This is a genomic window from Xanthomonas theicola, assembly GCF_014236795.1.
GTDB lineage: Bacteria > Pseudomonadota > Gammaproteobacteria > Xanthomonadales > Xanthomonadaceae > Xanthomonas_A > Xanthomonas_A theicola.
In genome coordinates this window covers 3,106,361-3,128,807 of the sequence record NZ_CP049017.1, presented here as the reverse complement: position 1 = coordinate 3,128,807, position 22,447 = coordinate 3,106,361, and the positions used below count along the sequence as shown (strand labels likewise).

Annotated in this window: 20 protein-coding genes and 2 pseudogenes; 20 read left to right on the top strand and 2 right to left on the bottom strand. The window is 68.1% G+C overall.

The genetic code is table 11. The features are described from left to right. Nucleotides 1-16 precede the first annotated feature (16 nt). From G4Q83_RS14610 to G4Q83_RS14595, 4 genes are all read left to right on the top strand, one after another. Nucleotides 17-928 carry a LysR family transcriptional regulator gene (locus G4Q83_RS14610; protein ID WP_128420985.1) on the top strand — a complete coding sequence of 304 codons (912 nt, stop codon included), beginning with the start codon at nt 17-19 and terminating at the stop codon, nt 926-928. Nucleotides 929-1,208: 280 nt separating this feature from the next. Next, complete coding sequence (locus tag G4Q83_RS14605; protein WP_128420986.1) at nt 1,209-2,303, top strand: OmpA family protein; 1,095 nt, start codon at nt 1,209-1,211, stop codon at nt 2,301-2,303. Between the two features lie 290 nt (nt 2,304-2,593). Then, a complete protein-coding gene (locus G4Q83_RS14600) occupies nt 2,594-3,091 on the top strand; it encodes a hypothetical protein (RefSeq protein WP_128420987.1) in 498 nt (165 codons plus the stop codon). 46 nt (nt 3,092-3,137) lie between these two features. Further along, nucleotides 3,138-3,953 carry a pseudouridine synthase gene (locus G4Q83_RS14595; protein ID WP_128420988.1) on the top strand — a complete coding sequence of 272 codons (816 nt, stop codon included), beginning with the start codon at nt 3,138-3,140 and terminating at the stop codon, nt 3,951-3,953. 240 nt (nt 3,954-4,193) lie between these two features. Here the strand turns inward: G4Q83_RS14595 and kbl are convergent, their stop codons facing one another. After that, entirely contained in the window at nt 4,194-5,390 is a 1,197-nt protein-coding gene (gene kbl / locus G4Q83_RS14590; protein ID WP_128420989.1) for a glycine C-acetyltransferase, read from the bottom strand. Between the two features lie 156 nt (nt 5,391-5,546). On the opposite strand from kbl, the gene G4Q83_RS14585 reads away from it, so the two are divergent. The 6 genes from G4Q83_RS14585 to G4Q83_RS14560 all read left to right on the top strand — a co-directional run bounded on the left by G4Q83_RS14585 (nt 5,547) and on the right by G4Q83_RS14560 (nt 11,558). Continuing rightward, nucleotides 5,547-6,608 carry a sulfate ABC transporter substrate-binding protein gene (locus G4Q83_RS14585; protein ID WP_185817226.1) on the top strand — a complete coding sequence of 354 codons (1,062 nt, stop codon included), beginning with the start codon at nt 5,547-5,549 and terminating at the stop codon, nt 6,606-6,608. Nucleotides 6,609-6,612: 4 nt separating this feature from the next. Continuing rightward, entirely contained in the window at nt 6,613-7,473 is an 861-nt protein-coding gene (cysT, locus tag G4Q83_RS14580; protein ID WP_128420991.1) for a sulfate ABC transporter permease subunit CysT, read from the top strand. A 1-nt stretch (nt 7,474) separates the two neighbouring features. Continuing rightward, nucleotides 7,475-8,437, top strand: a complete 963-nt coding sequence (cysW, locus tag G4Q83_RS14575; RefSeq protein WP_128420992.1) for a sulfate ABC transporter permease subunit CysW — start codon at nt 7,475-7,477, stop codon at nt 8,435-8,437. A 7-nt stretch (nt 8,438-8,444) separates the two neighbouring features. Further along, a complete protein-coding gene (locus G4Q83_RS14570) occupies nt 8,445-9,488 on the top strand; it encodes a sulfate/molybdate ABC transporter ATP-binding protein (RefSeq protein ID WP_128420993.1) in 1,044 nt (347 codons plus the stop codon). Nucleotides 9,489-9,676: 188 nt separating this feature from the next. Next, complete coding sequence (locus G4Q83_RS14565) at nt 9,677-10,465, top strand: hypothetical protein (RefSeq protein ID WP_128420994.1); 789 nt, start codon at nt 9,677-9,679, stop codon at nt 10,463-10,465. 385 nt (nt 10,466-10,850) lie between these two features. Then, complete coding sequence (locus G4Q83_RS14560) at nt 10,851-11,558, top strand: TorF family putative porin (protein WP_128421966.1); 708 nt, start codon at nt 10,851-10,853, stop codon at nt 11,556-11,558. Nucleotides 11,559-11,747: 189 nt separating this feature from the next. Here G4Q83_RS14560 and tdh read toward each other — a convergent pair whose 3' ends face one another. Beyond that, nucleotides 11,748-12,779: an L-threonine 3-dehydrogenase gene (tdh, locus tag G4Q83_RS14555; RefSeq protein WP_170069212.1), complete on the bottom strand. Its 1,032-nt coding sequence runs from the start codon at nt 12,777-12,779 to the stop codon at nt 11,748-11,750. A gap of 341 nt (nt 12,780-13,120) precedes the next feature. On the opposite strand from tdh, the gene G4Q83_RS23470 reads away from it, so the two are divergent. The 10 genes and pseudogenes from G4Q83_RS23470 to G4Q83_RS14510 all read left to right on the top strand — a co-directional run bounded on the left by G4Q83_RS23470 (nt 13,121) and on the right by G4Q83_RS14510 (nt 22,422). Continuing rightward, nucleotides 13,121-13,438: a hypothetical protein gene (locus G4Q83_RS23470; RefSeq protein WP_246432105.1), complete on the top strand. Its 318-nt coding sequence runs from the start codon at nt 13,121-13,123 to the stop codon at nt 13,436-13,438. A 378-nt stretch (nt 13,439-13,816) separates the two neighbouring features. After that, nucleotides 13,817-14,056, top strand: a pseudogene (locus G4Q83_RS23465) (IS30 family transposase); the annotation flags it as partial. Nucleotides 14,057-14,113: 57 nt separating this feature from the next. Next, entirely contained in the window at nt 14,114-14,290 is a 177-nt protein-coding gene (locus tag G4Q83_RS14545) for a hypothetical protein (protein ID WP_158254987.1), read from the top strand. A 166-nt stretch (nt 14,291-14,456) separates the two neighbouring features. Further along, on the top strand, nt 14,457-15,101 hold the full coding sequence (locus G4Q83_RS14540) for a histidine phosphatase family protein (RefSeq protein ID WP_128419576.1): 645 nt from the start codon (nt 14,457-14,459) through the stop codon (nt 15,099-15,101). A 250-nt stretch (nt 15,102-15,351) separates the two neighbouring features. Next, nucleotides 15,352-16,611, top strand: a complete 1,260-nt coding sequence (gene folC / locus G4Q83_RS14535; protein WP_128419577.1) for a bifunctional tetrahydrofolate synthase/dihydrofolate synthase — start codon at nt 15,352-15,354, stop codon at nt 16,609-16,611. Nucleotides 16,612-16,679: 68 nt separating this feature from the next. Then, entirely contained in the window at nt 16,680-17,708 is a 1,029-nt protein-coding gene (locus tag G4Q83_RS14530) for an SPOR domain-containing protein (protein WP_128419611.1), read from the top strand. Nucleotides 17,709-17,801: 93 nt separating this feature from the next. Continuing rightward, a complete protein-coding gene (locus tag G4Q83_RS14525) occupies nt 17,802-18,527 on the top strand; it encodes a CvpA family protein (protein WP_128419578.1) in 726 nt (241 codons plus the stop codon). Nucleotides 18,528-18,555: 28 nt separating this feature from the next. Continuing rightward, nucleotides 18,556-20,022, top strand: coding sequence for an amidophosphoribosyltransferase (gene purF, locus G4Q83_RS14520; protein ID WP_128419579.1), 1,467 nt, complete (start codon nt 18,556-18,558; stop codon nt 20,020-20,022). A gap of 22 nt (nt 20,023-20,044) precedes the next feature. Beyond that, nucleotides 20,045-20,866, top strand: coding sequence for a ferritin-like domain-containing protein (locus G4Q83_RS14515; RefSeq protein WP_128419580.1), 822 nt, complete (start codon nt 20,045-20,047; stop codon nt 20,864-20,866). A gap of 317 nt (nt 20,867-21,183) precedes the next feature. Beyond that, nucleotides 21,184-22,422, top strand: a pseudogene (locus tag G4Q83_RS14510) (zinc-dependent metalloprotease). Nucleotides 22,423-22,447 lie beyond the last annotated feature (25 nt).

The window sequence follows — 22,447 nt, the reverse complement described above, 5'->3', positions numbered from 1 at the left end:
CAACAGAATCGATAAAATGGACCGGATCGGCGACATCGCCCTGTTCCTGCGCGTGCTCGACCTGGGCTCCATCAGTGCCGCGGCGCGCAGCCTGGACCTGTCGGTGGCGGTCGCCAGCCAGCGGCTGAAGCGGCTCGAGCGCGAACTCGGCGTGCGCCTGTTGCACCGGACCACGCGGCGCCTGCACCCCACCCCGGAAGGCTTGCAACTGGCCGAGCAGGGGCGCGCGCTGGTCGAGGATCTGGAGTCGCTCGCCGGCGGCCTGCGCGCGGCCGGACGCACCGCCGCCGGCACCTTGCGGGTGACGATGTCGGCCACGTTCGGGCGCCAGTACGTGTCGCCGCTGCTGCCGCAGTTCATGGCCCTGCACCCGCAGGTGCGGCTGAGCGTGCACCTGAGCGACAACGTGGTGGATCTGGTCAGCGAAGGCTTCGACCTGGCGATCCGGATCGGAGCGCTGCGCGATTCCAGCCTGGTCGCGCGGCGCCTGGCCGGCAATCGCCGCGTGCTGTGCGCCGCTCCCGGTTACCTGCGCCGCCATGGCGAACCGGCGACCCCGGCGCAACTGGCCATGCACGCCTGCCTGCTGCTGACCGGCGCCGAAGGCCGCCAGGACACCTGGCGCCTGCGCGGGGCCGACGGCGAGGTCGGGGTCCGCGTCAACGGACCGCTGGAATCGAACTTCGGCGAGGTGTTGCGCGACGCGGCGCTGAACGGCCAGGGCATCGCCCTGCATTCGGTGTGGCACGTGGCCGAGGACCTGCGGCACGGGCGCCTGCGCCAGGTCCTGCCGCAGTACGCGATCGCCGAGACCGGCATCTACGCGGTGATGCCGCAGCGCCGGCTGATGCCGCCGCGGGTGCGCGCCTTCGTCGAGTTCATGCAGGTACAGCTGGCCGATCCGCCGCCCTGGGAGCGCCCGTCGTGAGACGCACACGGCATCCCGTTGCACTGTCTACAAGGGTGTACGAGCTGCGGGAAGCGCCGCATTGCATGTCTTTCATGAAGCTGTATACGGTAAATCCGTACCGCTGAAGGCCTGGCACCGGATTTTCACATGTTACGTGGCCGTTAACGTCGTCTTCACCATGTCGAGCATAATGTGCGCGGCGATGGCGTGCGGAAACGGCCGTCTGGATGTGACAAGACATCTGTAACTGAACCATGCCTTATCGGTTTCTATATCCCCGAAACAAGGAGCTGCATTAATGAACAAGAAAATTCTCACCGCCGCGTTGCTGGGCGGTCTGGCCGTCGCCCAGGCAGCGTCCGCACAGGAATTCGATGACCGCTGGTACCTGACCGGTTCGGCTGGCTTCAACTTCCAGGACAACGACCGTCTGACCAACGATGCCCCGTTCGTCACCCTAGGCCTGGGCAAGTTCGTCAGCCCGAACTGGTCCATCGACGGCGAACTGAACTATCAGAACCCGAACTTCGACGCCAACCAGGATCTGAACTGGAGTCAGTACGGCATCTCCTTCGACCTGCGTCGCCACTTCATCCAGGAAGGCCGCGGCTGGAACCCGTACCTGCTGTTCGGCCTAGGCTACCAGCGCTCGGAAGAAGAGTTCGACACCCGCGGCGCCGTGTCTCCGGGCCAGCGCAAGGACGGCAACTTCGCCGCCAAGGCCGGCGTCGGCCTGCAGACCACCTTCGACAAGCGCGTTGCCGTGCGTGCCGAAGTGGCCTACCGCGCCGACTTCGACGACCAGAGCGTTGCCGCTTCGTCGAACAACTGGTTCGGCGACGTGCTGGCCTCGGTCGGCGTCGTGATCCCGCTCGGCCCGCCGCCGGCCCCGCCGGTCGCTCCGCCGGCTCCGGTCGCGGCCCCGAGCTGCGCCGACCTGGACACCGATGGCGACGGCGTCAACAACTGCGACGACAAGTGCCCGGACTCCAAGCCTGGCCAGACCATCGGTCCGGACGGTTGCCCGGTGCCGGTGTCGATCGACCTGAAGGGCGTCAACTTCGACTTCGACAAGGCGACCCTGCGTCCGGACGCGATCGCGATCCTGAGCGAGGCCACCGAGATCCTGAAGCGTTACCCCGACCTGAAGGTCGAGGTCGCCGGTCACACCGACTCGAAGGGTAGCGACGCCTACAACCAGAAGCTGTCCGAGCGTCGTGCCACCGTGGTGTACGACTATCTGACCAAGAACGGCGTGGACGCGTCGCGTCTGGTCGGTCCGATCGGCTACGGCAAGAGCCGCCCGATCGCGCCGAACACCAACCCGGATGGTACGGACAACCCGGAAGGCCGTGCGAAGAACCGTCGTACCGAGCTGAACGTCCAGAACTGATCGGACGCTTCATGCCTGAAGCAAAGCCCGGCCTTGCGCCGGGCTTTGCTTTTGTGCGTCCGATAAAGGTCATCGCGGACTTGTGGGGTCGCGACGGGCTTGACCAGTGATGCCCCATCGCGACTGAAGTCGCTTCCACAGCAGCTGCGAGCGAGGCGCCGAACAGCCCCGCTAAGCTTAACTTTTTCAGCCTTCCCAATTATTTAGCGCATGCAGTGCCGGTGACAGTTGAAACTGCGCCTGGCCCTGCCTACACTCGCGGCGTCGCCTTGCCTGAATGGAAAAAAACGATGCTGCGTATCGCTATGGCCGGCCTGCTTGGTCTTGCCCTGATTCCTGCTGCGCATGCCGCACCGGATTGCTCCGGCGACATCCTGCCCAAGCCCTTGCCGCTGCCAGCCACGGTCGCTGCGCCGGTCGCCTCCGAGCTGTATACGCGCAATGTGCAACTGGGCATGCCCAGCGGCGTGCTGGCCCAGTCCTACAGCGGCGACCAGTCGCTGGACCGGGTCCTGCTGCGGCTGCGCGCCGAAGGCTGTCAGAGCCTGGCCAATGCGATCCCGGCCGCCGCCGCGGTCAAGCCCAACGATCCGGCCGCCTACAAGCCGACGACCGCGTTCGACAACACCCCGTGGCGCTTCGACATGAGCCAGAACGGCAAGCGCATGACCGCCGAGGAATTCGATGCGTGGATGAAAGCGCGCGGCGTGCGCGTGGTCAAGGCGCGTCCGGCAGCCGTGCCCGCCGCGGCGGCGGTCGACGCGCCGAAGCCGGTCGAAGCCAAGTAAGCGCGCCGCGCGGCTGCCCGACGCGCCTGCGCACGAAGCGCGAGCGGTGAAGCCTCCGCATCCCCGCCGCCCCGCGCCGCGCACGGCGGCGCCCTCGGCCACGGCCACGCGGTTGCCGCGCACCGTCGCGGCCGGCGAGGCCCGCCATGGCCTGGCGCGTACCCTGTCCAAGCTCGGCCTGTGCTCGCGCAGCGAAGCCGCGCACTGGATCGCCGCCGGCCGCGTCGCGGTCGACGGCCGTACCGTCACCGATCCCGAGTTCCCGATCCTGCGCGGCCGGCACCGTCTTGCGCTCGACGGCGCGCCGCTGGCCGCGACGCGGCGCATCTACCTGATGCTCAATAAGCCGCGCGGCCTGGTCACCACTGCGCAGGACGAGCGCGGCCGCGACACCGTCTACCGCTGTTTCGACGGCGCTGGGCTGCCCTGGCTGGCCCCGGTCGGGCGCCTGGACAAGGCCAGCGAGGGCTTGCTGCTGTTCTGCAACGATCCGCAATGGGCGGCGCAGGTCACCCACCCCGCCAGCGGCCCGGACAAGACGTATCACGTGCAGGTCGATGCGGTGCCGGACGCGGCGCTGCTGGCGCGCATGTGCGCTGGTGTCGTCGCCGCCGGCGAGCTGCTGCGCGCCAAGCAAGCGCAGCTGTTGCGCCAGGGCGACAAGCACGCCTGGCTGGAAGTGGTGCTGGACGAAGGCCGCAACCGGCAGATCCGGCGCCTGCTCGCCGAACTGGGTGTGGACGTGCTGCGCCTGGTGCGCGTGGCGATCGGCGGGCTGGCGCTGGGCGAACTGGGCAAGGGTGGCTGGCGTGAACTCGGCGCGGAAGAAGTCCAGACATTGGTGGCAGGGAGTGGGGATTGAATCGGGCTCGGACTTGAGACGCGGGACCCGCGTTTTCGCAAGTGTGCTGCATCGTGTAGGAGGGGCTTCGGCGTCGATGCTTGATCGGTAAGGCGTCGGAGCCGAAGCCCCTCCTGCAGAAAGCCGTCAGGCTGAAATGGGGGAAAGTTGCTTTTCTGCAAAAAGCGGCACTTTTCTCATCAGATCGTTCGACAGCGATTTGCGCCGGGGCGGCGTCCTGCGGTCCCCGGTCCTGGCTCCTCAGATCACCGCCAACTCGCGACCAATCCGAACGAACGCGTCGATCGCCCGGTCCAACTGCTCGCGGCTGTGCGCGGCGCTGATCTGGGTACGGATCCGCGCCTGGCCCTTGGGCACCACCGGGAAGAAGAAGCCGATCGCATAGATGCCTTCCTCCAGCAGCCGCTCGGCGAAGCGCTGCGCCAGCGGCGCGTCGTACAGCATCACCGGGCAGATCGGGTGGGTGCCGGGCTTGATGTCGAAGCCGGCCGTGGCCATGCGCTCGCGGAAGTGGCGGGTGTTCTCGACCAGTCGCGCGCGCAGCGCGTCGGCCGCGTCCAGCATCGCGAACGCCTTGATCCCGGCGGCGACCACGTGCGGCGGCAGCGAATTGGAGAACAGGTAGGGGCGCGAGCGCTGACGCAGCAGTTCGATCACCTCGCGCCGGCCGGTGGTGAAGCCGCCCAGCGCGCCGCCCATGGCCTTGCCCAGGGTGCCGGTGAAGATGTCGATCCGGTCCATCACCCCATTGACCTCGGCCGAGCCGCGGCCGGTGGCGCCGAGGAAGCCGGTGGCATGGCATTCGTCGATGTGCACCAGCGCGCCGTATTTGCGCGCCAGCGCAGCGATCTGGTCGAGCGGGGCGATGAAGCCGTCCATCGAGAACACGCCGTCGCTGGTGATCAGCTTGGTCTTGCAGCCGGCCGCGTCGGCGGCCTGCAGCTGCGCCTCCAGGTCGGCCATGTCGCAATTGGCGTAGCGGAAGCGCTTGGCCTTGCACAGGCGCACGCCGTCGATGATCGAGGCGTGGTTGAGCGCGTCGGAAACGATCGCGTCGTGCTCGCCCAGCAGCGGTTCGAACAGACCGCCGTTGGCGTCGAAGCAGGCGGCGTAGAGGATGGTGTCCTCGGTGCCGAAGAACGCGGCGATCCGCGCTTCCAACTGTTTGTGCAGGTCCTGGGTGCCGCAGATGAAGCGCACCGAGGCCATGCCGAAGCCGTGGCTGTCCAGCGCGTCCTTGGCCGCGGCGATCAGCGCCGGGTGGTCGGCCAGGCCCAGGTAGTTGTTGGCGCAGAAGTTCAGCACGCGGCGCCCGTCGGCCAGCACGATCTCGGCGGCCTGCGGGCCGACGATGATGCGTTCGGACTTGAACAGACCCTGCGCGCGGATCGCGTCCAGTTCGTCGGCGTAGCGCCGGGTGAGGCGGGAGTCGGTCATGGCGGGCAAGCATGCGCAAGCGGAAGAAGCGAAGATCTTAACGCGCCGTGTGCGAAAATCGGCGGGCGTCATGCACAAATGGCATAAGCACCGCCGACGAAGTCACTTCACCGGCCGCATGCGGCTGCACAGCATGGCGCACTGGCCGTGGCTTCCATGGCCTGCCCGCCGTGCCCTCGACCCTGTTCCGGAGATCCGTCCATGCCCAGCCTCCTGCCGCGCCGATTCGGCCTGCTGCTCGCGCTGTGCGCAGTCGCCTGCACCGCCGCCGCGCGCGACGTGCAACTGCTCAACGTGTCCTACGATCCCACGCGCGAGCTGTACCGCGACTACAACGCCGCCTTCGCCAAGCATTGGGAACAGACCCACAGCGGCGACAAGGTCACCGTGGAGACCTCGCACGGCGGCTCCGGCAAGCAGGCGCGCTCGGTCATCGACGGGGTCGAGGCCGACGTGGTGACGCTGGCGCTGGCCTACGACGTGGACGCGATCGCCGAGAAGGGCAAGCTGATCGACCCGGGCTGGGCCAAGCGCCTGCCCGACAACAGCGCGCCGTACACCTCCACCATCGTGTTCCTGGTGCGCAAGGGCAACCCAAAACAGATCAAGGACTGGCCGGACCTGTTGCGCACCGGCGTGTCGGTGATCACCCCGAACCCGAAGACTTCCGGCGGCGCGCGCTGGAACTACCTGGCCGCCTGGGCCTATGGCGACCATATCTTCAAGGGCGACCGCGAGCGCATCCTCGGCTACATGCGCGCGCTGTTCCGCAACGTGCCGGTGCTGGACACCGGTGCGCGCGGGGCCACCACCACCTTCGTCCAGCGCGGCATCGGCGACGTGCTGCTGGCCTGGGAGAACGAGGCGTTCCTGGCGCAGGAGGAACTGGGCAAGGACAAGTTCGAGATCGTGGTGCCGAAGCTGTCGATCCTGGCCGAGCCGTCGGTGGCGCTGGTCGACAGGAACGTGGACAAGCACGGCACCCGCGAGGTCGCCGAGGCGTACCTGAAGTACCTGTATTCGCCGGAGGGACAGAAGATCGCGGCCAAGCACTACTACCGCCCGCGCCATCCCGAGTACGCCGACCGCGCCGATGTGGCGCGCCTGCCGAAGGTGCAACTGGTGACCATCGACCAGGCGTTCGGCTCCTGGGCCAAGGCCCAGGCCGAGCATTTCAACGATGGCGGCCTGTTCGACCAGATCCAGGCGAGCAAGTGAGGCGATGGGCGTGAATGCCGCCGCGGTCGCGCGATCCTCGTCGCGTCGCAGGGTGATCCCTGGGCTCGGCCTGAGCCTGGGGATCACGCTTGCGTGGCTGGGGCTGGTGGTGTTGATCCCGCTGCTGGGCGTGGTGCTCAAGACCAGCGGGCTGGGCTGGCACGGCGTGTGGCAGGTGTGGAGCGAGCCGCGGGTGTTGTCGGCGCTGCAGGTCAGCTTCGGCACCGCGTTGGCCGCCGCCGCGTTCAATGCGGTGATGGGCACCTGGGTGGCCTGGGTGTTCGTGCGCTACCGCTTTCCTGGCAAGCGCCTGTTCGACGCGATGATCGACCTGCCGTTCGCGCTGCCGACCGCGGTGGCCGGCATCGCGCTGACCGCGCTGTACGGCGGCAACGGCTGGATCGGGCAGTGGCTGGAGCCGCTGGGGCTGAAGATCGCCTACACCCGGCTCGGCATCGTGGTGGCGCTGGTGTTCGTCGGGCTGCCGTTCGTGGTGCGGATCGTGCAGCCGGTGCTGGCCGAGGCCGAGCGCGAAGTGGAAGAGGCCGCGGCCACGCTCGGCGCCGGCCGTTGGCAGACCATCCGCCGCGTAGTGCTGCCCGGGCTGTGGCCGGCGGTGCTGACCGGGTTCGCGCTGGCCTTCGCGCGCGGCATCGGCGAATACGGCTCGGTGATCTTCATCGCCGGCAACCTGCCCAATGCGACCGAGATCGCGCCGCTGCTGATCACCATCCGCCTGGAGGAATTCGACTACCCCGGCGCCACCGCGATCGCCGCGGCGATGCTGCTGCTGTCGTTGCTGATGCTGCTGGTGGTCAATGGCGTGCAGGCACGGTTGGCGCGGCGCGGCCTGGCGGCGCACTGAGATGAACGATACCGTGTCCACGTTGACCGTCCCGCTCCCGGAGAATGCGTTGAGCGCATCGCTGCCTGCCGTCCGCCGCCGCGCTGCATCGGTCACCACCGAGCCGCGGTGGGTGCAGGCGCTGCTGATCCTCGGCGCGTTGGGCTTCCTGCTGTCGTTCCTGTTCTTGCCGCTGCTGCTGGTGTTCGTCGAGGCGGTGCGCAGCGGCCTGGGCGTGTTCTGGCGGGCGGTGTCCGATCCGGATGCGCTGGCGGCGATCCGCCTGACCCTGCTGGTGACTGCGATCGTGGTGCCGCTGAACCTGGTGTTCGGCGTGGCCGCGGCCTGGGCGGTGAGCAAGCACCGCTTCCCGGGCAAGCGCCTGCTGGTGAGCCTGATCGACCTGCCGTTCTCGGTGTCGCCGGTGGTCGCCGGCCTGGTCTTCATCCTGATCTTCGGCCGCAGCGGCTGGGCCTGGCCGCTGATCGACGAGGGCTGGCGGCTGCACCTGCCGGTGTTCGGCGAGGTGCTGCTGCAGTTGCCGCGGATCGTGTTCGCGCTGCCCGGCATCGTGCTGGCGACGACCTTCGTCACCTTCCCGTTCATCGCCCGCGAGCTGATGCCGCTGATGGAGCAGCAGGGCAGCGACGAGGAACTGGCGGCGCTGAGCCTGGGCGCCAGCGGCTGGCAGATGTTCTGGCGGGTGACCCTGCCCAACATCCGCTGGGGCCTGCTGTACGGCGTGCTGCTGTGCAGTGCGCGGGCGATGGGCGAGTTCGGCGCGGTGTCGGTGGTGTCCGGGCATATCCGCGGGCGCACCAACACGCTGCCGTTGCACGTGGAGATCCTCTACAACGAGTACGCCTACAGCGCCGCGTTCGCCTGCGCCAGCCTGCTGGCCCTGACCGCGCTGCTGACCCTGGCGCTGAAGTCCTACCTGGAATGGCGCCACGGCGAATCGCTGGCCGCCAATCACCGACACTGAGGTTGCGATGACCATCCGCGTACAGCACCTGGGCAAGCGTTTCGACGATTTCGCCGCGCTCGACGACGTCAGCCTGGACATCCGCCAGGGCGAACTGCTGGCGCTGCTGGGGCCGTCCGGCTCGGGCAAGACCACGCTGCTGCGGGTGATCGCCGGGCTGGAGCATGCCGACGCCGGGCGCGTGCTGATCGACGGCGAGGACGCGACCGGGCTGCCGGTGCAGTCGCGCCGGGTCGGCTTCGTGTTCCAGCACTACGCGCTGTTCCGGCACATGACGGTGCGCGACAACATCGCCTTCGGCCTGCGCGTGCGCCGCGGCGCCGAGCGCTGGGCCGAGTCGCGCATCCGCGCGCGCGTGACCGAGCTGCTCGCGCTGGTGCAGTTGGACGGGCTGGAGGCGCGCTATCCGACCCAACTGTCCGGCGGCCAGCGCCAGCGCGTGGCATTGGCCCGCGCGCTGGCGATCGAGCCGCGCGTGCTGCTGCTGGACGAACCGTTCGGCGCGCTCGACGCGCAGGTGCGGCGCGACCTGCGGCGCTGGCTGCGCGATCTGCACGACCGCACCGGGCTGACCACGGTGTTCGTCACCCACGACCAGGAAGAGGCGCTGGAGCTGGCCGACCGCGTGGCGATCCTCAATCGCGGGCGCATCGAGCAACTCGGCAGCCCGGCCGACGTCTACGACCACCCGGTGTCGCCGTTCGTGTACGGCTTCGTCGGCGTGGTCAATCGGTTGCCGGCGCAGTTGCACGACGGCCAGTTGCAGGTCGCCGGGCTGGCGCTGCCGGCGCCGGACACGCCGCTGTCCAGCGGCCCGGTCGACCTGTACGTGCGCCCGGAAGATCTCGCCCCCGGCGCCAGCGGCTGGGCGGCGACGGTCCTGTGGTCGCAGCGCAGCGGGTCGCGCCTGCGCCTGCGCGCGCAGCTGGCGCATGGCCAGGACGAGGTGGAAGTCGAGTTGCCGGCAGGCGAGGGCGCAACGCGCTATGCGCCGGGCCAGGTCGTGCAGCTGAGCGCGCGCCGCTTCGGCGTGTTCGCCCAGGGTAGTTGACCTGCGCGCCGGGACGTGCCGCCTGTTCACTGGCGCGCCTGTTCTACCGTATGTTGAACCGGCCAGCGGCGCACGGGGGGCGATCGGTCAGGTTCCGGACTCGCTCGTAGGACGACCTGGTTGATGGAAAAGCCGAAAATATGCGAATTTTATTTGGCAACGTTCCATTACATGGATAGGTCAATGCGATGAATCGCAACATGGTTGCGGCACGGCTTGTCGTTGTAGTTGCACTTGCCATCGCGGTTTTCGGCGCAGTTGATTTGTTTGGAACACGGCAGCAAGCCGACCACCGGGCCTTGGGAGCTGTGGCGCCAAGTCAGCCTCAGGGTCGGACAAACAGCGGGGACGGCAAATCTGAAAAACCGGACGCAGCCGACCATGTGCCGCCCGCCGTCACAGGAATGCAAAGGCGCGAGCCCTCTGACGTGGCCGCTGCTGCGGCATATGAATTGGTTGAAACCAACCTGCGCTGTCAGACGGATCGCGAAGCATCGCTTGCGGGAGAGCATCTTGGAAGCACAAGCGAAGAACTCTGTCGGGATCTATCGTTCGATCCGCTGAGCAGAGAGGAAATCTTCAATGCGATCGCGTATGCCGCTGAGCATGGAAATGTCAGAGCGCAGCTTGATTACGCTCTGTACGCCGCCAGGATTTTTGAGGATGAACGCAATTCTCTCAACCCGAGCCTGATCCGGGAATACAAGAGAAATGCCCTCCGATTCCTTGAGTCGGCTGGAAACGCAGGGCAATCACAGGCTTACGTTCGATTGAGTGATATCTATAAAAATGGCGCCCTCGCTCCTAAAAGCCCTGTCATGGACTATGCCTATGCCGAAGCATATTTCCAGGCGGGGACGAGCTCCTACGGCGCATCCTTTTTGAATGGCGCCGCAGCTGGACTGGACAGGGAGCAGATACGCCGCGGAAAGGAACTTGCGAATCATATTCTCAACGGAAGGAGTGCGTCGAAGTGACGATTAAGAACACGCTCGCTAAGAATACGTCCGCGCCGCCCAGCCTACCTGTACGTCAAACTTAGTGCCGTTTTCCTCCTGAAAAATAAAGTGAATCGTAACGGGAGGGGTAATGAGGGCGGAGGTGGCGGGGCGGAAGTGAAGGCGGCGGCGTTGGCGTATCCCGGAGAGCGACCAGGGCGACGGCGCCGATTGCGCGTGGGTGTGGACGCAGGGGACCCCGCACGTCGCAGGAGGGAGTTCGGCGCCGACGCGCCCTGTCGCGGAAGTGTTGCACTGCAAGAATCGTTATGTTAAAAATTTATGAATACAACCTGTAGCCCGGCGCTGAAGTTCCCCCCCCCCCCCCCCCCACACACACACACGAACCGAAGGAGAATCAACGGTGAACAAGATCAAGCTTGGTGCCGCCCTGGCCGTGGCGCTGGCCGCCTCTCCGTTGAACGCATTGGCCCAGGACGAGGCGCCCGCATCGCCGTTTACCGGCTCCTACGGCGTGGTCAGCGACTACGTGTTCCGCGGCGTGTCGCAGACCCAGGAAGACCCGGCGTTCCAGGCCGGCATCACCTATACCTCGCCGTTCGGCCTGTACGTCGGCGGCTGGGGCTCCAACGTCGACTTCGGCGAGGGCGACCCGGATTGGGAAGTGGACGGCTTCATCGGCTACAACGTCGATTTCTCCGAGAACTGGAACTTCGACGTGATGGTCAATCGCTACGCCTATCCAGGTGCCGGTGGTTCGAACTACAACGAGTTGATCACCAAGACAAAGTTCCTGAAGACCTATGCGCTGACCGTTGCCTACACCGACGATGTGTATGGCCTGGACGAGGACAGCTTCTACTACGCGCTGGACGGGAATTGGACGCTGCCGCACGACTTCAGCATCGGTGCGCACGTCGGCCGTACCACCTATGCCAACGCGCTGGCCCAGTACCATGACTACACCGACTACAGCGTCAGCGTCGGCAAGATGGTCGGACCGCTGGCGCTGAACGTGGGTTACTACGACACCGACAACAAGGGCAACCAGAACTTCGGCAAGAAGCTGGCCGACCACCGCGTCGCGGTCTCGGCGACGATCGCGTTCTGATCGCGCGTTCTGGTCGCGTGTGAATCGAAAGGGCGCCGCAAGGCGCCCTTTTGGGGTTCTGCCCCCCACCGCGGGCGCGCCGCGCGGCCGACCAGCGCGACTGCCGCCATCGGCCGCCCGCCAGGCCTGCGGTTGCGGGGTCGGCATCGACCTCCAGCGCCGGGAACCGCGGTCGCGGCCCGGCAGCGGCTACCAGCTCAGCACCACCTTGCCGGCCTTGCCTTCTTCCATCAGGTCGAAGCCCTTCTGGAACTCGTCGATGGTCAGCTGGTGGGTGAGCACCTTGCCGAGCGGGAAGCCGGACAGCACCAGCTGGGTCATCTTGTACCAGGTCTCGTACATCTTGCGGCCGTAGATGCCTTGCACCGTCAGGCCCTTGAAGATGATCTTGTCCCAGTCGGCGCCGGCGCCGCGCGGCATGATCCCGAGCATGGCGATCTTGCCGCCGTGGTACATGCAGTCGAGCATGTCGTTGAACGCGCGCGGGTTGCCGCTCATCTCCAGGCCGACGTCGAAGCCCTCCATGTGCAGGTCGGCCATCACCTCCTTGAGCGAGGCGTTGGCGACGTTGACCACGCGGGTGGCGCCCATGTCGGCGGCCAGCTTGAGGCGGAAATCGTTGACGTCGGTGACGACCACGTTGCGCGCACCGATGTGCTTGCAGATGCCGGCGGCGATGATGCCGATGGGGCCGGCACCGGTGATCAGCACGTCCTCGCCGATCACGTCGAACTCCAGCGCGCAGTGCGCGGCGTTGCCGTAGGGGTCGAAGAACGCGGCCAGCTCGGACGGGATCTGGTCGGGGATGGGCCACAGGTTGCTGGCCGGCATCAGCATGAATTCGGCGAAGGCGCCATTGACGTTGACGCCGATACCGACCGTGTTCGGGCACAGGTGCGGGCGGCCGCCACGGCAGTTGCGGCAGTGGCCGCAGACGATGTGGCCTTCGGCCGACACGCGCTGGCCGACCTGGTAGCCGGTGACCGCCGAGCCGAGCTCGGCGATGCGGCCGACGAACTCGTGGCCGATGGTCAGGCCAGGCCTGATCGTGCGCTGGCTCCATTCGTCCCACAGATAGATGTGCAGGTCGGTGCCGCAGATCGCGGTCTTCTCCAGCTTGATCAGCACGTCGTTCGGGCCGGGCACCGGCACCGGCACCTGTTCCAGCCAGATGCCCTTGGCTGCGTCGCGCTTGACCAGCGCCTTCATTGTTTGCGCCATGTTGGCAGGATTCGGGGTTGAGAGGGCGCGAAGTATAAGCTGCCCGCCGGCGTGGCCATGTTGCGGCGGGGGGGGAGGGGGGGGGGGGGGGGGGCGCCATAGGTCACGGTCGCCGCCCTGGCCTGCGCCCAGGCCGCCCGTGCCAGCCAGGGCATGTGGGTACCGCAGCAATTACCGGATATCGCCGGCCCGCTGCAGCAGGCCGGCCTGAGGCTGCTTGGACTCAAGTTCCCAGTGCAACACCTCACAGAGCGCAGGAGGTTGCGCTGGGCAAACAGTCCAGTCATCTGCGTGTTGAGGAACGCGCGGTGCTGCAGGTGGAGCGCGATCGAGGAACGCGCTTGCGCAAGATCGGTCGCCGGTGGGGATGCCGTGCATCGACGCCGAGCCGCCAGGTCGGTGGTCTGCAAGGGCCGGTGTCCTGTGCGCACGCGGCGGCGGCGGCCTATCGCTCGCGCCGCTCGCGCTGCGTGCGCCCTCGCCGGCCCCTGGAAGGTTCGTCGTTGTTCCCGTGCGTCGATGAGCGCCTGGTGTACGAGCGCTGGTCGCCACAGCAGATCGCGGCCGCACGGCGGGACAGGCATCCGGACGCTTCCAGCCAGCGGGTCAGCCACGAGAGGATCGCTGCGGCGATCGACACGCAGCGGGGGGGGGTCTGAACAAGGCGCTGATCCATGCATGGAGAGGGGGCCAGCCCACACCAGGTGGCAGGCGCACGACAGCGGCGGTGCGCTCGTGGGCGCCGGAGGAGCTGCGCATCGTGCATGGCCCGGACCCGGTGAAGCAGCGCCTGGCGCCGGGGCATGGGGAGGGCGCCCTGATCGAAGGCGCGTTCAACCGTTCATGCGTGGGCGCACTGGTGGAACGCAAGACCCGCTTGGTGGTGCTGTGCAGGATGGACGGTGGCACGGCGCAGGCGGCGGTCGAGGGGTTTCCCCGGCAGATGAAGCAGCGGCCGGCCTTCCTGGGTGAGAGCCCGACCGACGACCGCGGAACGGACCTGCTACGAGGAACGGATGCAGCGGTTGAACAGCCAGGTCCGGTTCGCCGATCCGCATGCGCCGTGGCAGCGCGGCAGCAACGAGAACACCAACGGTCTACTTCGCCAGTTCCTGCCCAAGGGGGCGGACCTATCCGCCGTCAGTCAGGAATACCTCAATCACATCGCGTTGCTGATGAACACTCGCCCTCGCCAGACACTTGGCTGGAAGACGCCTAGCGAGGCAATGGAAGCGGACATCGCAGCGTTCAAATCACGTGTTGCACTTGATTCTTGAGACCGCCGTTTCAAGCGCATCGACGCGGCGGCGCAGAAGCCGGCCGCGGAACGTGCGGTGCTGGCCTGGCTGAAGCGGCAGGGCCGCGACGGGCGCGCCGCGCTGCAGGCGCATGCGCGGTTGCCGGCGCTGGACCAGTGGCCGGCCGGCGCCGATGCGCCGCCGCGCGCCTGGCACGCGCGCTACCTGCACTGGATCCTGCAGGAAGTGGCGCCGGCGCCGCGCAAGAACTGAACCTGGCGCGGCAGCGGCCGCCACCGCGCGGCCTGCCGCTCGCTAAACGCGGACTGCAGCGGCGGAGCGGGACGCGATTGGGGGTTCCCGGCGACAGAGCAGGTATCATGCCGCTCCGTTTTCGCTCGCGAGACGGGCCCTCTATCCCTCAACGGAATTTCGCAGCATGCGCATCCTGCTCGCTCGTCACGGCGAAACCCCGTGGAACGCCGAAGGCCGCTACCAGGGCCAGATCGACATCCCGCTGTCGCCGCTTGGCGAAGCGCAGGCGCAGGCGCTCGGCGCCCGGCTGCGCGAGGTGCCGCTGACCCGCGCAGTGGCCTCGCCGCTGTCGCGTGCGCAGAGCACGGCCCGCCACGCACTGGGTGCGCAGCGCGAAGCGATGCTGCTAGCCGATCCGGACCTGCAGGAAATCGCCCATGGCGAATGGGAGGGCCTGCTCGCCAGCGAGATCAACGAGAAGGATCCGGCGCGGCTGCGCGCCTGGCGCGAGGAACCGGACACGGTGCTGATGCCGGGCGGCGAGTCGCTGCGCCAGGTGCTGGACCGTTCCTGGCGCGGTCTGACTCGCGCCGCCGAGGGCCTGGGGGAGGACGACACCTTGCTGGTGGTGGCGCACGATGCGGTCAACCGGGTGATCCTGTGCCGGGTGCTGGGCCTGCCGATCGCCAAGCTGTGGAGTTTCCGCCAGGCGCCGACCACGCTGAATCTGCTCGAAGGCCCGGATGTGGAACATCTGGAAGTGGTGCGCCTGAACGACTGCGCGCACCATACGCCGTTCTTCGGCGAGGCCAAGCATCGGGCGCTGTAGGCGACGAAATCCGCAAGTTTGGATTAGCGGCTCCCAGCCCTAACCCAGTGCACGTTTTTGCTTTTGCTGCTTTTGCTTTTGCTTCGCTTTTCGGGTCCCGTGAGACGCGGCGCGTCGCCCCGGGTGTGCTTTCTTTTGGTTACTTGTTCTTTGCACAAGCAAAGAAAAGTGACTCGCGCGCGCGAAAGCTTGTGCTTCTTCGATGTGACGCGATCGAGACGCACCTCGTCGAAAGGCTCAAAATACATAGATGAAAACCCTCCCCGAATGGCTCGCCTACATCGAGCAGCAGCACCCGCAGGACATCGCGATGGGCCTGGAGCGCGTGCGTGAGGTGGCCGCGCGCATGGGCCTGATCCGGCCGGCGAAGAAGGTCGTGACCGTCGGCGGCACCAACGGCAAAGGCTCGACCGTGGCCTTCGTCGAGGCGATCGCGCGCGCCGGCGGCTGGGCGGTGGGCAGCTACACCTCGCCGCACCTGCTGCGCTACAACGAGCGGGTACGCCTTGGCGGCGAAGAGGCCAGCGACGCGCAACTGGTGTCCGGCTTCGCGGCGGTGGAGGCCGCGCGCGGGCAGACGCCGCTGACCTATTTCGAGTACGGCACGCTGGCGGCGCTGTGGCTGTTCCAGCAGGCCGCGCTGGACCTGGTGGTGCTGGAAGTGGGCCTGGGCGGGCGCCTGGATGCGGTGAACCTGGTCGATGCCGACGTGGCGGTGATCACCACTGTCGACATCGACCACACCGACTGGCTCGGCGGCGACCGCGAGGCGATCGGTGCGGAGAAGGCCGGCATCGCGCGGCCGTGGAAACCGCTGGTGCTGGGCGAGATCGATCCGCCGTCGAGCGTGCTGCGCCGCGCCTATGCGATCGGCGCCAATGCGATCCGCGCCGGCAGCGATTTCTTCCATGAGTCGATCGACGCCGACCACTGGCGCTGGCGCGATGTCGGCACCGAGTTGGAGCTGCAGACCCCGCAGCTGCGCGCACCGGTGCAGCGCGCCAATGCCGCCACCGCCATCGCCGCGCTGCGCGCGCTGCGCAAGGGCTTGCCGCGCACCGCTTACGCCGAGGGCATCGCCGCGGCGCGGCTGCACGGACGCCTGCAACCGTTCATGCGCGACGGCGTGGAGGTGCTGGTCGATGTCGGCCACAACCCGCAGGCCGCGCGTGCGCTGGCCGCGACGCTGCAGGCGCAGCCGTGCGCCGGCGTCACCCGCGCGGTGTTCGCCGCGCTGGCCGACAAGGACGCGGCGGGCGTGGTGCAGGCGCTGGCCGGACAGGTCGGCGCCTGGCATCTGGCCGGGCTGCCCGGCGCGCGCGGGCAGAGCGGCGCGCAGTTGCAGGCGCGCCTGGCGGCGACCGATGCAGCCGCCGCCAGCGTCGCCGACAGCGTGGCGCGGGCGCTGCAGCAGGCCCTGGCGCAGGCGCGGCGCGGCGACCGGGTGCTGGTGTTCGGTTCGTTCCACACCGCCGCCGATGCCTTGCACTGGCTGCATTCAGCCGCTTGACCCCGCCCGGAACCGGGCCGACCTTATAATCCCTGCGGCACTCCGCCATGCCGCCCCCCAAGCTTTCCGTGGATACCGTCCTGAAACAGCGACTGATTGGCGCCCTTGTCCTGGTGGCGCTCGCCGTGATCTTCCTGCCGATGCTGGTCAAGGGTCCCGCGCCCGACAGCGGCGTCGCCAATGTCCCGCTGAAGGTCCCGGACGCCCCGGCCGACGGCCAGTTCCAGACCCGTGAGCTGCCGCTGGTGACGCCGGGCGATGCGCCAACCGGCGGTGCCGTGGGCATGGCCGGCGCGCCTGCGGCGCCCGCGCCGGTGCAGAACAACCCCGATGCCGCCGACCTGGCCGACCCGGCATCCGCCGGTAGCGCCGCCCAGCCGCTGCCGCCGACGATGGCGGCCGGCAACTATGCGGTCAATTTCGGCGCCTACGCCACTCCGGGCGACGCCGATGCGGTGATCGCGCGGCTCAAGCAGGCGCAGTTGCCGGGCTTCCGCGAGACCGCCACGATCGGCGGGCGCCAGGCCTGGCGGGTACGGATCGGCCCGTATGCCGACCGTGCTCAGGCCGAGTCGGTGCGCCTGCAGGCAGTCAGGGTGCGCAACGACGTCAATGCGCAGGTGGTGACCCTGGACGCAGCGAGCGCCACCTCGGTGGCTGCCGCCGCGGCCCGGGCCGCCGCCGCACCGGCCCGGACCCAGCCCTTGCCACCGGAGCCGGCCAAGCCGGTGGCTGCGGCCAAGCCGCCTGTCGCCACGGCGCCCAAGCCTGAGCCCGAGCCGGTCAAGGCGGCCGCGACGCCGGCCTCGGTCGCCGCGGTCAAGCCGGCCCCGAGCGTGCCGCCGGCGCCGGCCGCGGCCGGTACCGGCTTCGCCGTGCAACTGGGCGCCTTCGGCAAGTCCGAGGACGCCAACGCGTTGCGCGACAGGGTCCGCGCCGCCGGCTTCAGCGCCTTCGTCGAGCAGGTGCGGACCGACAAGGGCGCCTTGAGCCGGGTGCGGGTCGGCCCGGTGGCCAACCGCGCCGACGCCGAGCAACTGCGCGTGCAGGTCGCGGCGAAGGTCGGCATCAGCGGTATGGTACGTCCACATCCTTGACCGGGCCTTGGCCCAAGGAGTCGCAAGCATGGACCAGGGAAGGGCACGGCGGCGCGCCGGCGCCATCGCGCGGCGCGGCCGCGGGAGGCACGCATGATCGATCTGGTGCTGCTGGCGGTGATCCTGGTCTCGGCACTGCTCGGCGCCTTGCGCGGCTTCGTCGGCATCGTGGTCGGCACGCTGTCGTGGCTGCTGGCCGGGTGGGCCACCTTCCAGTTCGGCAGCGATGCCGGGCGCTGGCTGGCCGACGGCGCGCGTCCGAGCATGACCTACTATCTGGGCGGCTATGCGCTGACCTTCGTGGTGGTGATGGCGGTGGTCGGCGTTGTCGGCATGGTGATCCGCAGCGCGGTCCGTTCCACTGCGCTGTCCGGCACCGACCGTGCGCTGGGCTTCGGCCTGGGGGTGCTGCGCGGCGGGTTCTTCGCCGCGGTGCTGGTGTTGCTGATGAGCTTCACCCCACTGACCCGCGAGCCGGCCTGGCGCCAGTCGCTGCTGCTGCCGGTGCTGGATCCGGGGGTGCACTGGATGCGCGCGCAGCTGCCGGCCTGGCGCATGCCGCAACTGAGCATGCAGCAGATGGATTTGGGCAAGTTGCCCGCGGCAGGCGATAATGCCGCCCTGGGCGATGCCCTGTCGGCCAGCGGCCTGCAGGACATCATGTCCAAGGCCCTGGGGCGTCCAGCCGCATCGGCGCAGCCCGGCGGCGATCCGGCGCAGGATCTGCCTGCGAACATCGATCCGGCGCAGGCGCGTCCGGCAGCGACCGATCCGGCGCGCGTCGAACCCAACGGCCAGGCACGGCCACCTTCCCAATAGCGGCGCAGTCGCCGCGGAGAGTGTTCAAATGTGTGGCATCGTCGGAATCGTCGGCAACCAGAATGTCGCAGCGCAACTGTACGACGGCCTGGCCGTGCTGCAGCACCGCGGTCAGGATGCCGCAGGCATCGCCACTGCCGATGGCACCCGCTTGCGCGTGCAGAAGGCCAACGGCCTGGTCCGTGACGTCTTCGACGAGAAGCGCATGGCGGTGCTCGAAGGCCGGGTCGGCATCGCCCACTGCCGCTACCCCACCGCCGGCTCCGAAGGCATGGACGAGGCGCAGCCGTTCTACGTCAATTCGCCCTACGGCATCGCGCTGGCGCACAACGGCAACCTGATCAACACCGAGGCGCTGCGCCAGCAGGTGTTCGAGGCCGACCGGCGCAACATCAACACCGACTCGGATAGCGAAGTGCTGCTGAACGTGTTCGCCTACGAACTGGACGCGCAGCGCATGCTGACCCCGGAAGCGGCGATCCGCGCGGTGGCCGGCGTGCACCGCCGCTGCAAGGGCGGCTATGCGGTGGTGAGCGTGGTGCTGGGCCTGGGCCTGGTCGCGTTCCGCGATCCGCACGGCATCCGTCCGCTGGTGCTGGGCAAGCGCGAGGGCGCGGAGGGCGACGAGTACATCGTCGCCTCCGAGTCGTCGGCGCTGGACATCCTTGGCTTCACCCGCCTGCGCGACGTGCGCCCCGGCGAAGCGCTGGTGATCACCGGCCGCGGCGAGCTGTTCTCCGAAGTCTGCGCCTCGCCCACCGGCCACACGCCGTGCATCTTCGAGTACGTGTACTTCGCGCGTCCGGACTCGATGATCGACAACGTCTCGGTGCACAAGGCGCGCATGCGCATGGGCATGAAGCTGGGCGAGAAGATCCTGCGCCTGCGCCCGGACCACGACATCGACACCATCATCCCGATCCCCGACACCTCGCGCGACGCGGCGCTGGAAATGTCCAACGTGCTCGGGGTCAAGTACCGCGAGGGCTTCGTCAAGAATCGCTACGTCGGCCGCACCTTCATCATGCCGGGGCAGGGCGAGCGGGTGAAGTCGGTGCGCCGCAAGCTCAACCCGATCCACCTGGAATTCCGCAACCGCGTGGTGCTGCTGGTGGACGATTCGATCGTGCGCGGCACCACCAGCCGCCAGATCGTGCAGATGGCGCGCGAGGCCGGCGCGCGCAAGGTGTACCTGGCCAGCGCCGCGCCGCCGGTGCGCTACCCGAACATCTACGGCATCGACATGCCGGCCGCCGACGAACTCATCGCGCACGGCCGCAGCGAGCAGGAGATCCAGGAATTCCTGGGCTGCGACTGGCTGATCTACCAGGACCTGGAAGACCTGGAGACCGCGGTGCGCGAGGGCAACCCGGAACTGAAGACCTTCGATTCCTCGTGCTTCAACGGCCAGTACACCACCGGCATCGAGCCGGGCTATTTCGAGCGCATCCTGCAACTGCGCTCGGACGAAGCGAAGAAGAAGCGCCGCGCCTGACGCGGCGTTGCGTGGCGCACGGATGCAGGATGCGGACGCCGGCGGGGATCTGCTGCACGCGGCGCGGCTGTGCCTGGCCGCCAGCGCGCCCGAGGACAAAGTCGCGCTGACCCAGCGCTGCGCCGCTGCGTTCGCCGCCGGTGCAATGCGCGTGCCTGCGCAGCCCGGCGAACCCGAGCCGATCGGCATGCCTGGCCGCCCGCCGCGGCCGCTGTTGGTGCACCCGCGCGACCTGCCACGGCGCGGATTGGGCAGCGCCGAAGGCCGGGCCGCCTTCATTCACGCGATCGCGCATATCGAGCTCAACGCGATCGACCTGGCCTGGGACGCGGTGTACCGTTTCCGCGGGCTGCCCGAGGCGTTCTACGCCGACTGGGTGGCGGTGGCCGCCGACGAAGCGCGCCATTTCCTGCTGCTGCGCGATCGCCTGCGTGCGCTGGGCTACGATTACGGCGATTTCGCCGCGCACAACGGACTGTGGGAGATGTGCGAGAAGACCGCGCACGATGGCCTGGCGCGCATGGCGCTGGTGCCGCGCGTGCTGGAGGCGCGCGGGCTGGACGTGACCCCGGGCATGATCGTCAAGCTGCGTGCGCTCGGCGACGACGCCACCGTCGCGATCCTGGAACTGATCCTGCGCGAGGAGGTGGCGCATGTCGCCGCCGGCTCGCGCTGGTACCGCTGGTATTGCGAACGCGCCGGCATCGAGCCGCGCGCCCGTTTCGCCGAACTGCTGCGCGACTACGCCAGCGGCTATCTGCACGGCCCGTTCAATTTGCAGGCGCGGCTGTTGGCCGGCTTCGACGAGGACGAACTGATGGCATTGCGGCGCCAGGCCGGTTGAGGCGCCGCGCTACGGTGCGCATGCGATCCTGCTGCGCGAGCCGGCATCGGCTAATCCTGTATTTCTGATCCCGGATCCGGCGCCGCTGCTCGATGGAAAGGCGTCCACGCCTTGGTCGCGCATGCGATGTGACCACGGAAACATGGATGAGTATCACAGCACATAATGGAATGGCCATCTCTGAGTTGCAGCGCGGTGGATTTCGTCGCTTGTGCTGAACCCCGACTGAGCGGCTAATCGGAGTTCCATGCGCTGCGCCCGACGCCTTCTGCGTGAGGACGACGCTGCGTCTCTTCTCACCACGCCGGGCGTACGACATGAAGTCGATGTGCTGCCTTAGCGCGATGCTTGCTCTGTGTGTCGCCGGTTCAGCCTCCGCGGCCGGAAAACCCCTGTTCCAGAGCAGTCAGTACATTTCCAAGGTCATACCCGGCGAACCCGCGTTGAGTCGCGTGCTGGCCAATCCGTCCACCGGCGCGGTGCAGAGCGTGCGCGTGGACGCCGCCGCGGTGGATGCCACGCAGGCGCAGCTGGAACTGGACCTGCTGGGCCAGCACGTCACCGCCACGCAGACGAAGACCGAACAGTTGGAAGGCGGCAACAGTATCTGGTACGGCAACCTGGGCAACGCCGCCGCGCCCAAGGCGCGCGCGCTCCGGCCTGGATCCGCTGAACTCGGCGATCCTGGTGCGCAGCGGCGACACCATTACCTGCAGCATCCGCAGCAACGGTACGCTGTTCCACCTGCGCCCGATCGCCGGCGGCGGCCACGTGCTGGTCGAGGTCGACGAGAGCCGCATGCCGGCCGAGCATCCGGCCGACTACGCGCTGCTGCCGACCATCCAGATGCCGCAGGCCGTGGTCGACGACCGCGCCACCACCGCGGCTGCCTCTGCCGCTCCGACCGCGACCATCCGCGTGCTGGTGGTGACCACCAACCAGGCGGTGACCAGCTACGGTGGCAGCATGCAGTCGCTGGTGCAACTGGCGGTGGCCGAGTCCAACCAGGGCTATACCAACAGCAACGTCGGCATCAACATGGTGCTGGCCGGCTACCAGACCACCAACTATCCCGAGTCGGGCGATTTCAGCACCGACCTGGGCCGCTTCCGCGGCACCAGCGACGGCTACATGGACAGCATTCACACCACGCGCAACAACGTGGCCGCCGACGTCGGTGTGTTGATCATCGACAATTCCAGCTATTGCGGCCTGGCCTCGGGCATCGGTTCGACCGCGGCCACCGCGTTCGCCGCAGTGTACTGGAGCTGCGTTACCGGCTACTACACCTTCGCCCCCGAGATCGGCCACCTGCAGAGCGCGCGCCACGACCCGGCCAGCGATCCGAGCACCTGGCCGTACGCATACGGCCATGGCTACCGCTACGGCAACAACTGGCGCACGATCATGGCCTACGATTGCAGCAGCTGCCCGCGGCTGAACTACTGGTCCAATCCCAACATCTCCTACGCCAGGGTGCCGATGGGCATTGCCAGCACCGCCACAACCAGCGCGTGCTGGTCAACACCAAGGCCACGGTCGCTGGGTTCCGCTGAGCGGTGCAGCGCCGTTCGCTGTGGC

What these genes read in the sequence shown, in the direction of transcription:
- G4Q83_RS14610 (WP_128420985.1), top strand. Translation starts at nt 17, where the DNA reads ATGGACCGGATCGGCGACATCGCCCTGTTCCTGCGCGTGCTCGACCTG.
- G4Q83_RS14605 (WP_128420986.1), top strand. Translation starts at nt 1,209, where the DNA reads ATGAACAAGAAAATTCTCACCGCCGCGTTGCTGGGCGGTCTGGCCGTC.
- G4Q83_RS14600 (WP_128420987.1), top strand. Translation starts at nt 2,594, where the DNA reads ATGCTGCGTATCGCTATGGCCGGCCTGCTTGGTCTTGCCCTGATTCCT.
- kbl (WP_128420989.1), bottom strand. Translation starts at nt 5,390, where the DNA reads ATGACCGACTCCCGCCTCACCCGGCGCTACGCCGACGAACTGGACGCG.
- G4Q83_RS14585 (WP_185817226.1), top strand. Translation starts at nt 5,547, where the DNA reads ATGGCCTGCCCGCCGTGCCCTCGACCCTGTTCCGGAGATCCGTCCATG.
- cysT (WP_128420991.1), top strand. Translation starts at nt 6,613, where the DNA reads ATGGGCGTGAATGCCGCCGCGGTCGCGCGATCCTCGTCGCGTCGCAGG.
- cysW (WP_128420992.1), top strand. Translation starts at nt 7,475, where the DNA reads ATGAACGATACCGTGTCCACGTTGACCGTCCCGCTCCCGGAGAATGCG.
- G4Q83_RS14570 (WP_128420993.1), top strand. Translation starts at nt 8,445, where the DNA reads ATGACCATCCGCGTACAGCACCTGGGCAAGCGTTTCGACGATTTCGCC.
- G4Q83_RS14565 (WP_128420994.1), top strand. Translation starts at nt 9,677, where the DNA reads ATGAATCGCAACATGGTTGCGGCACGGCTTGTCGTTGTAGTTGCACTT.
- tdh (WP_170069212.1), bottom strand. Translation starts at nt 12,779, where the DNA reads ATGGCGCAAACAATGAAGGCGCTGGTCAAGCGCGACGCAGCCAAGGGC.
- G4Q83_RS14540 (WP_128419576.1), top strand. Translation starts at nt 14,457, where the DNA reads ATGCGCATCCTGCTCGCTCGTCACGGCGAAACCCCGTGGAACGCCGAA.
- folC (WP_128419577.1), top strand. Translation starts at nt 15,352, where the DNA reads ATGAAAACCCTCCCCGAATGGCTCGCCTACATCGAGCAGCAGCACCCG.
- G4Q83_RS14525 (WP_128419578.1), top strand. Translation starts at nt 17,802, where the DNA reads ATGATCGATCTGGTGCTGCTGGCGGTGATCCTGGTCTCGGCACTGCTC.
- purF (WP_128419579.1), top strand. Translation starts at nt 18,556, where the DNA reads ATGTGTGGCATCGTCGGAATCGTCGGCAACCAGAATGTCGCAGCGCAA.
- G4Q83_RS14515 (WP_128419580.1), top strand. Translation starts at nt 20,045, where the DNA reads ATGCAGGATGCGGACGCCGGCGGGGATCTGCTGCACGCGGCGCGGCTG.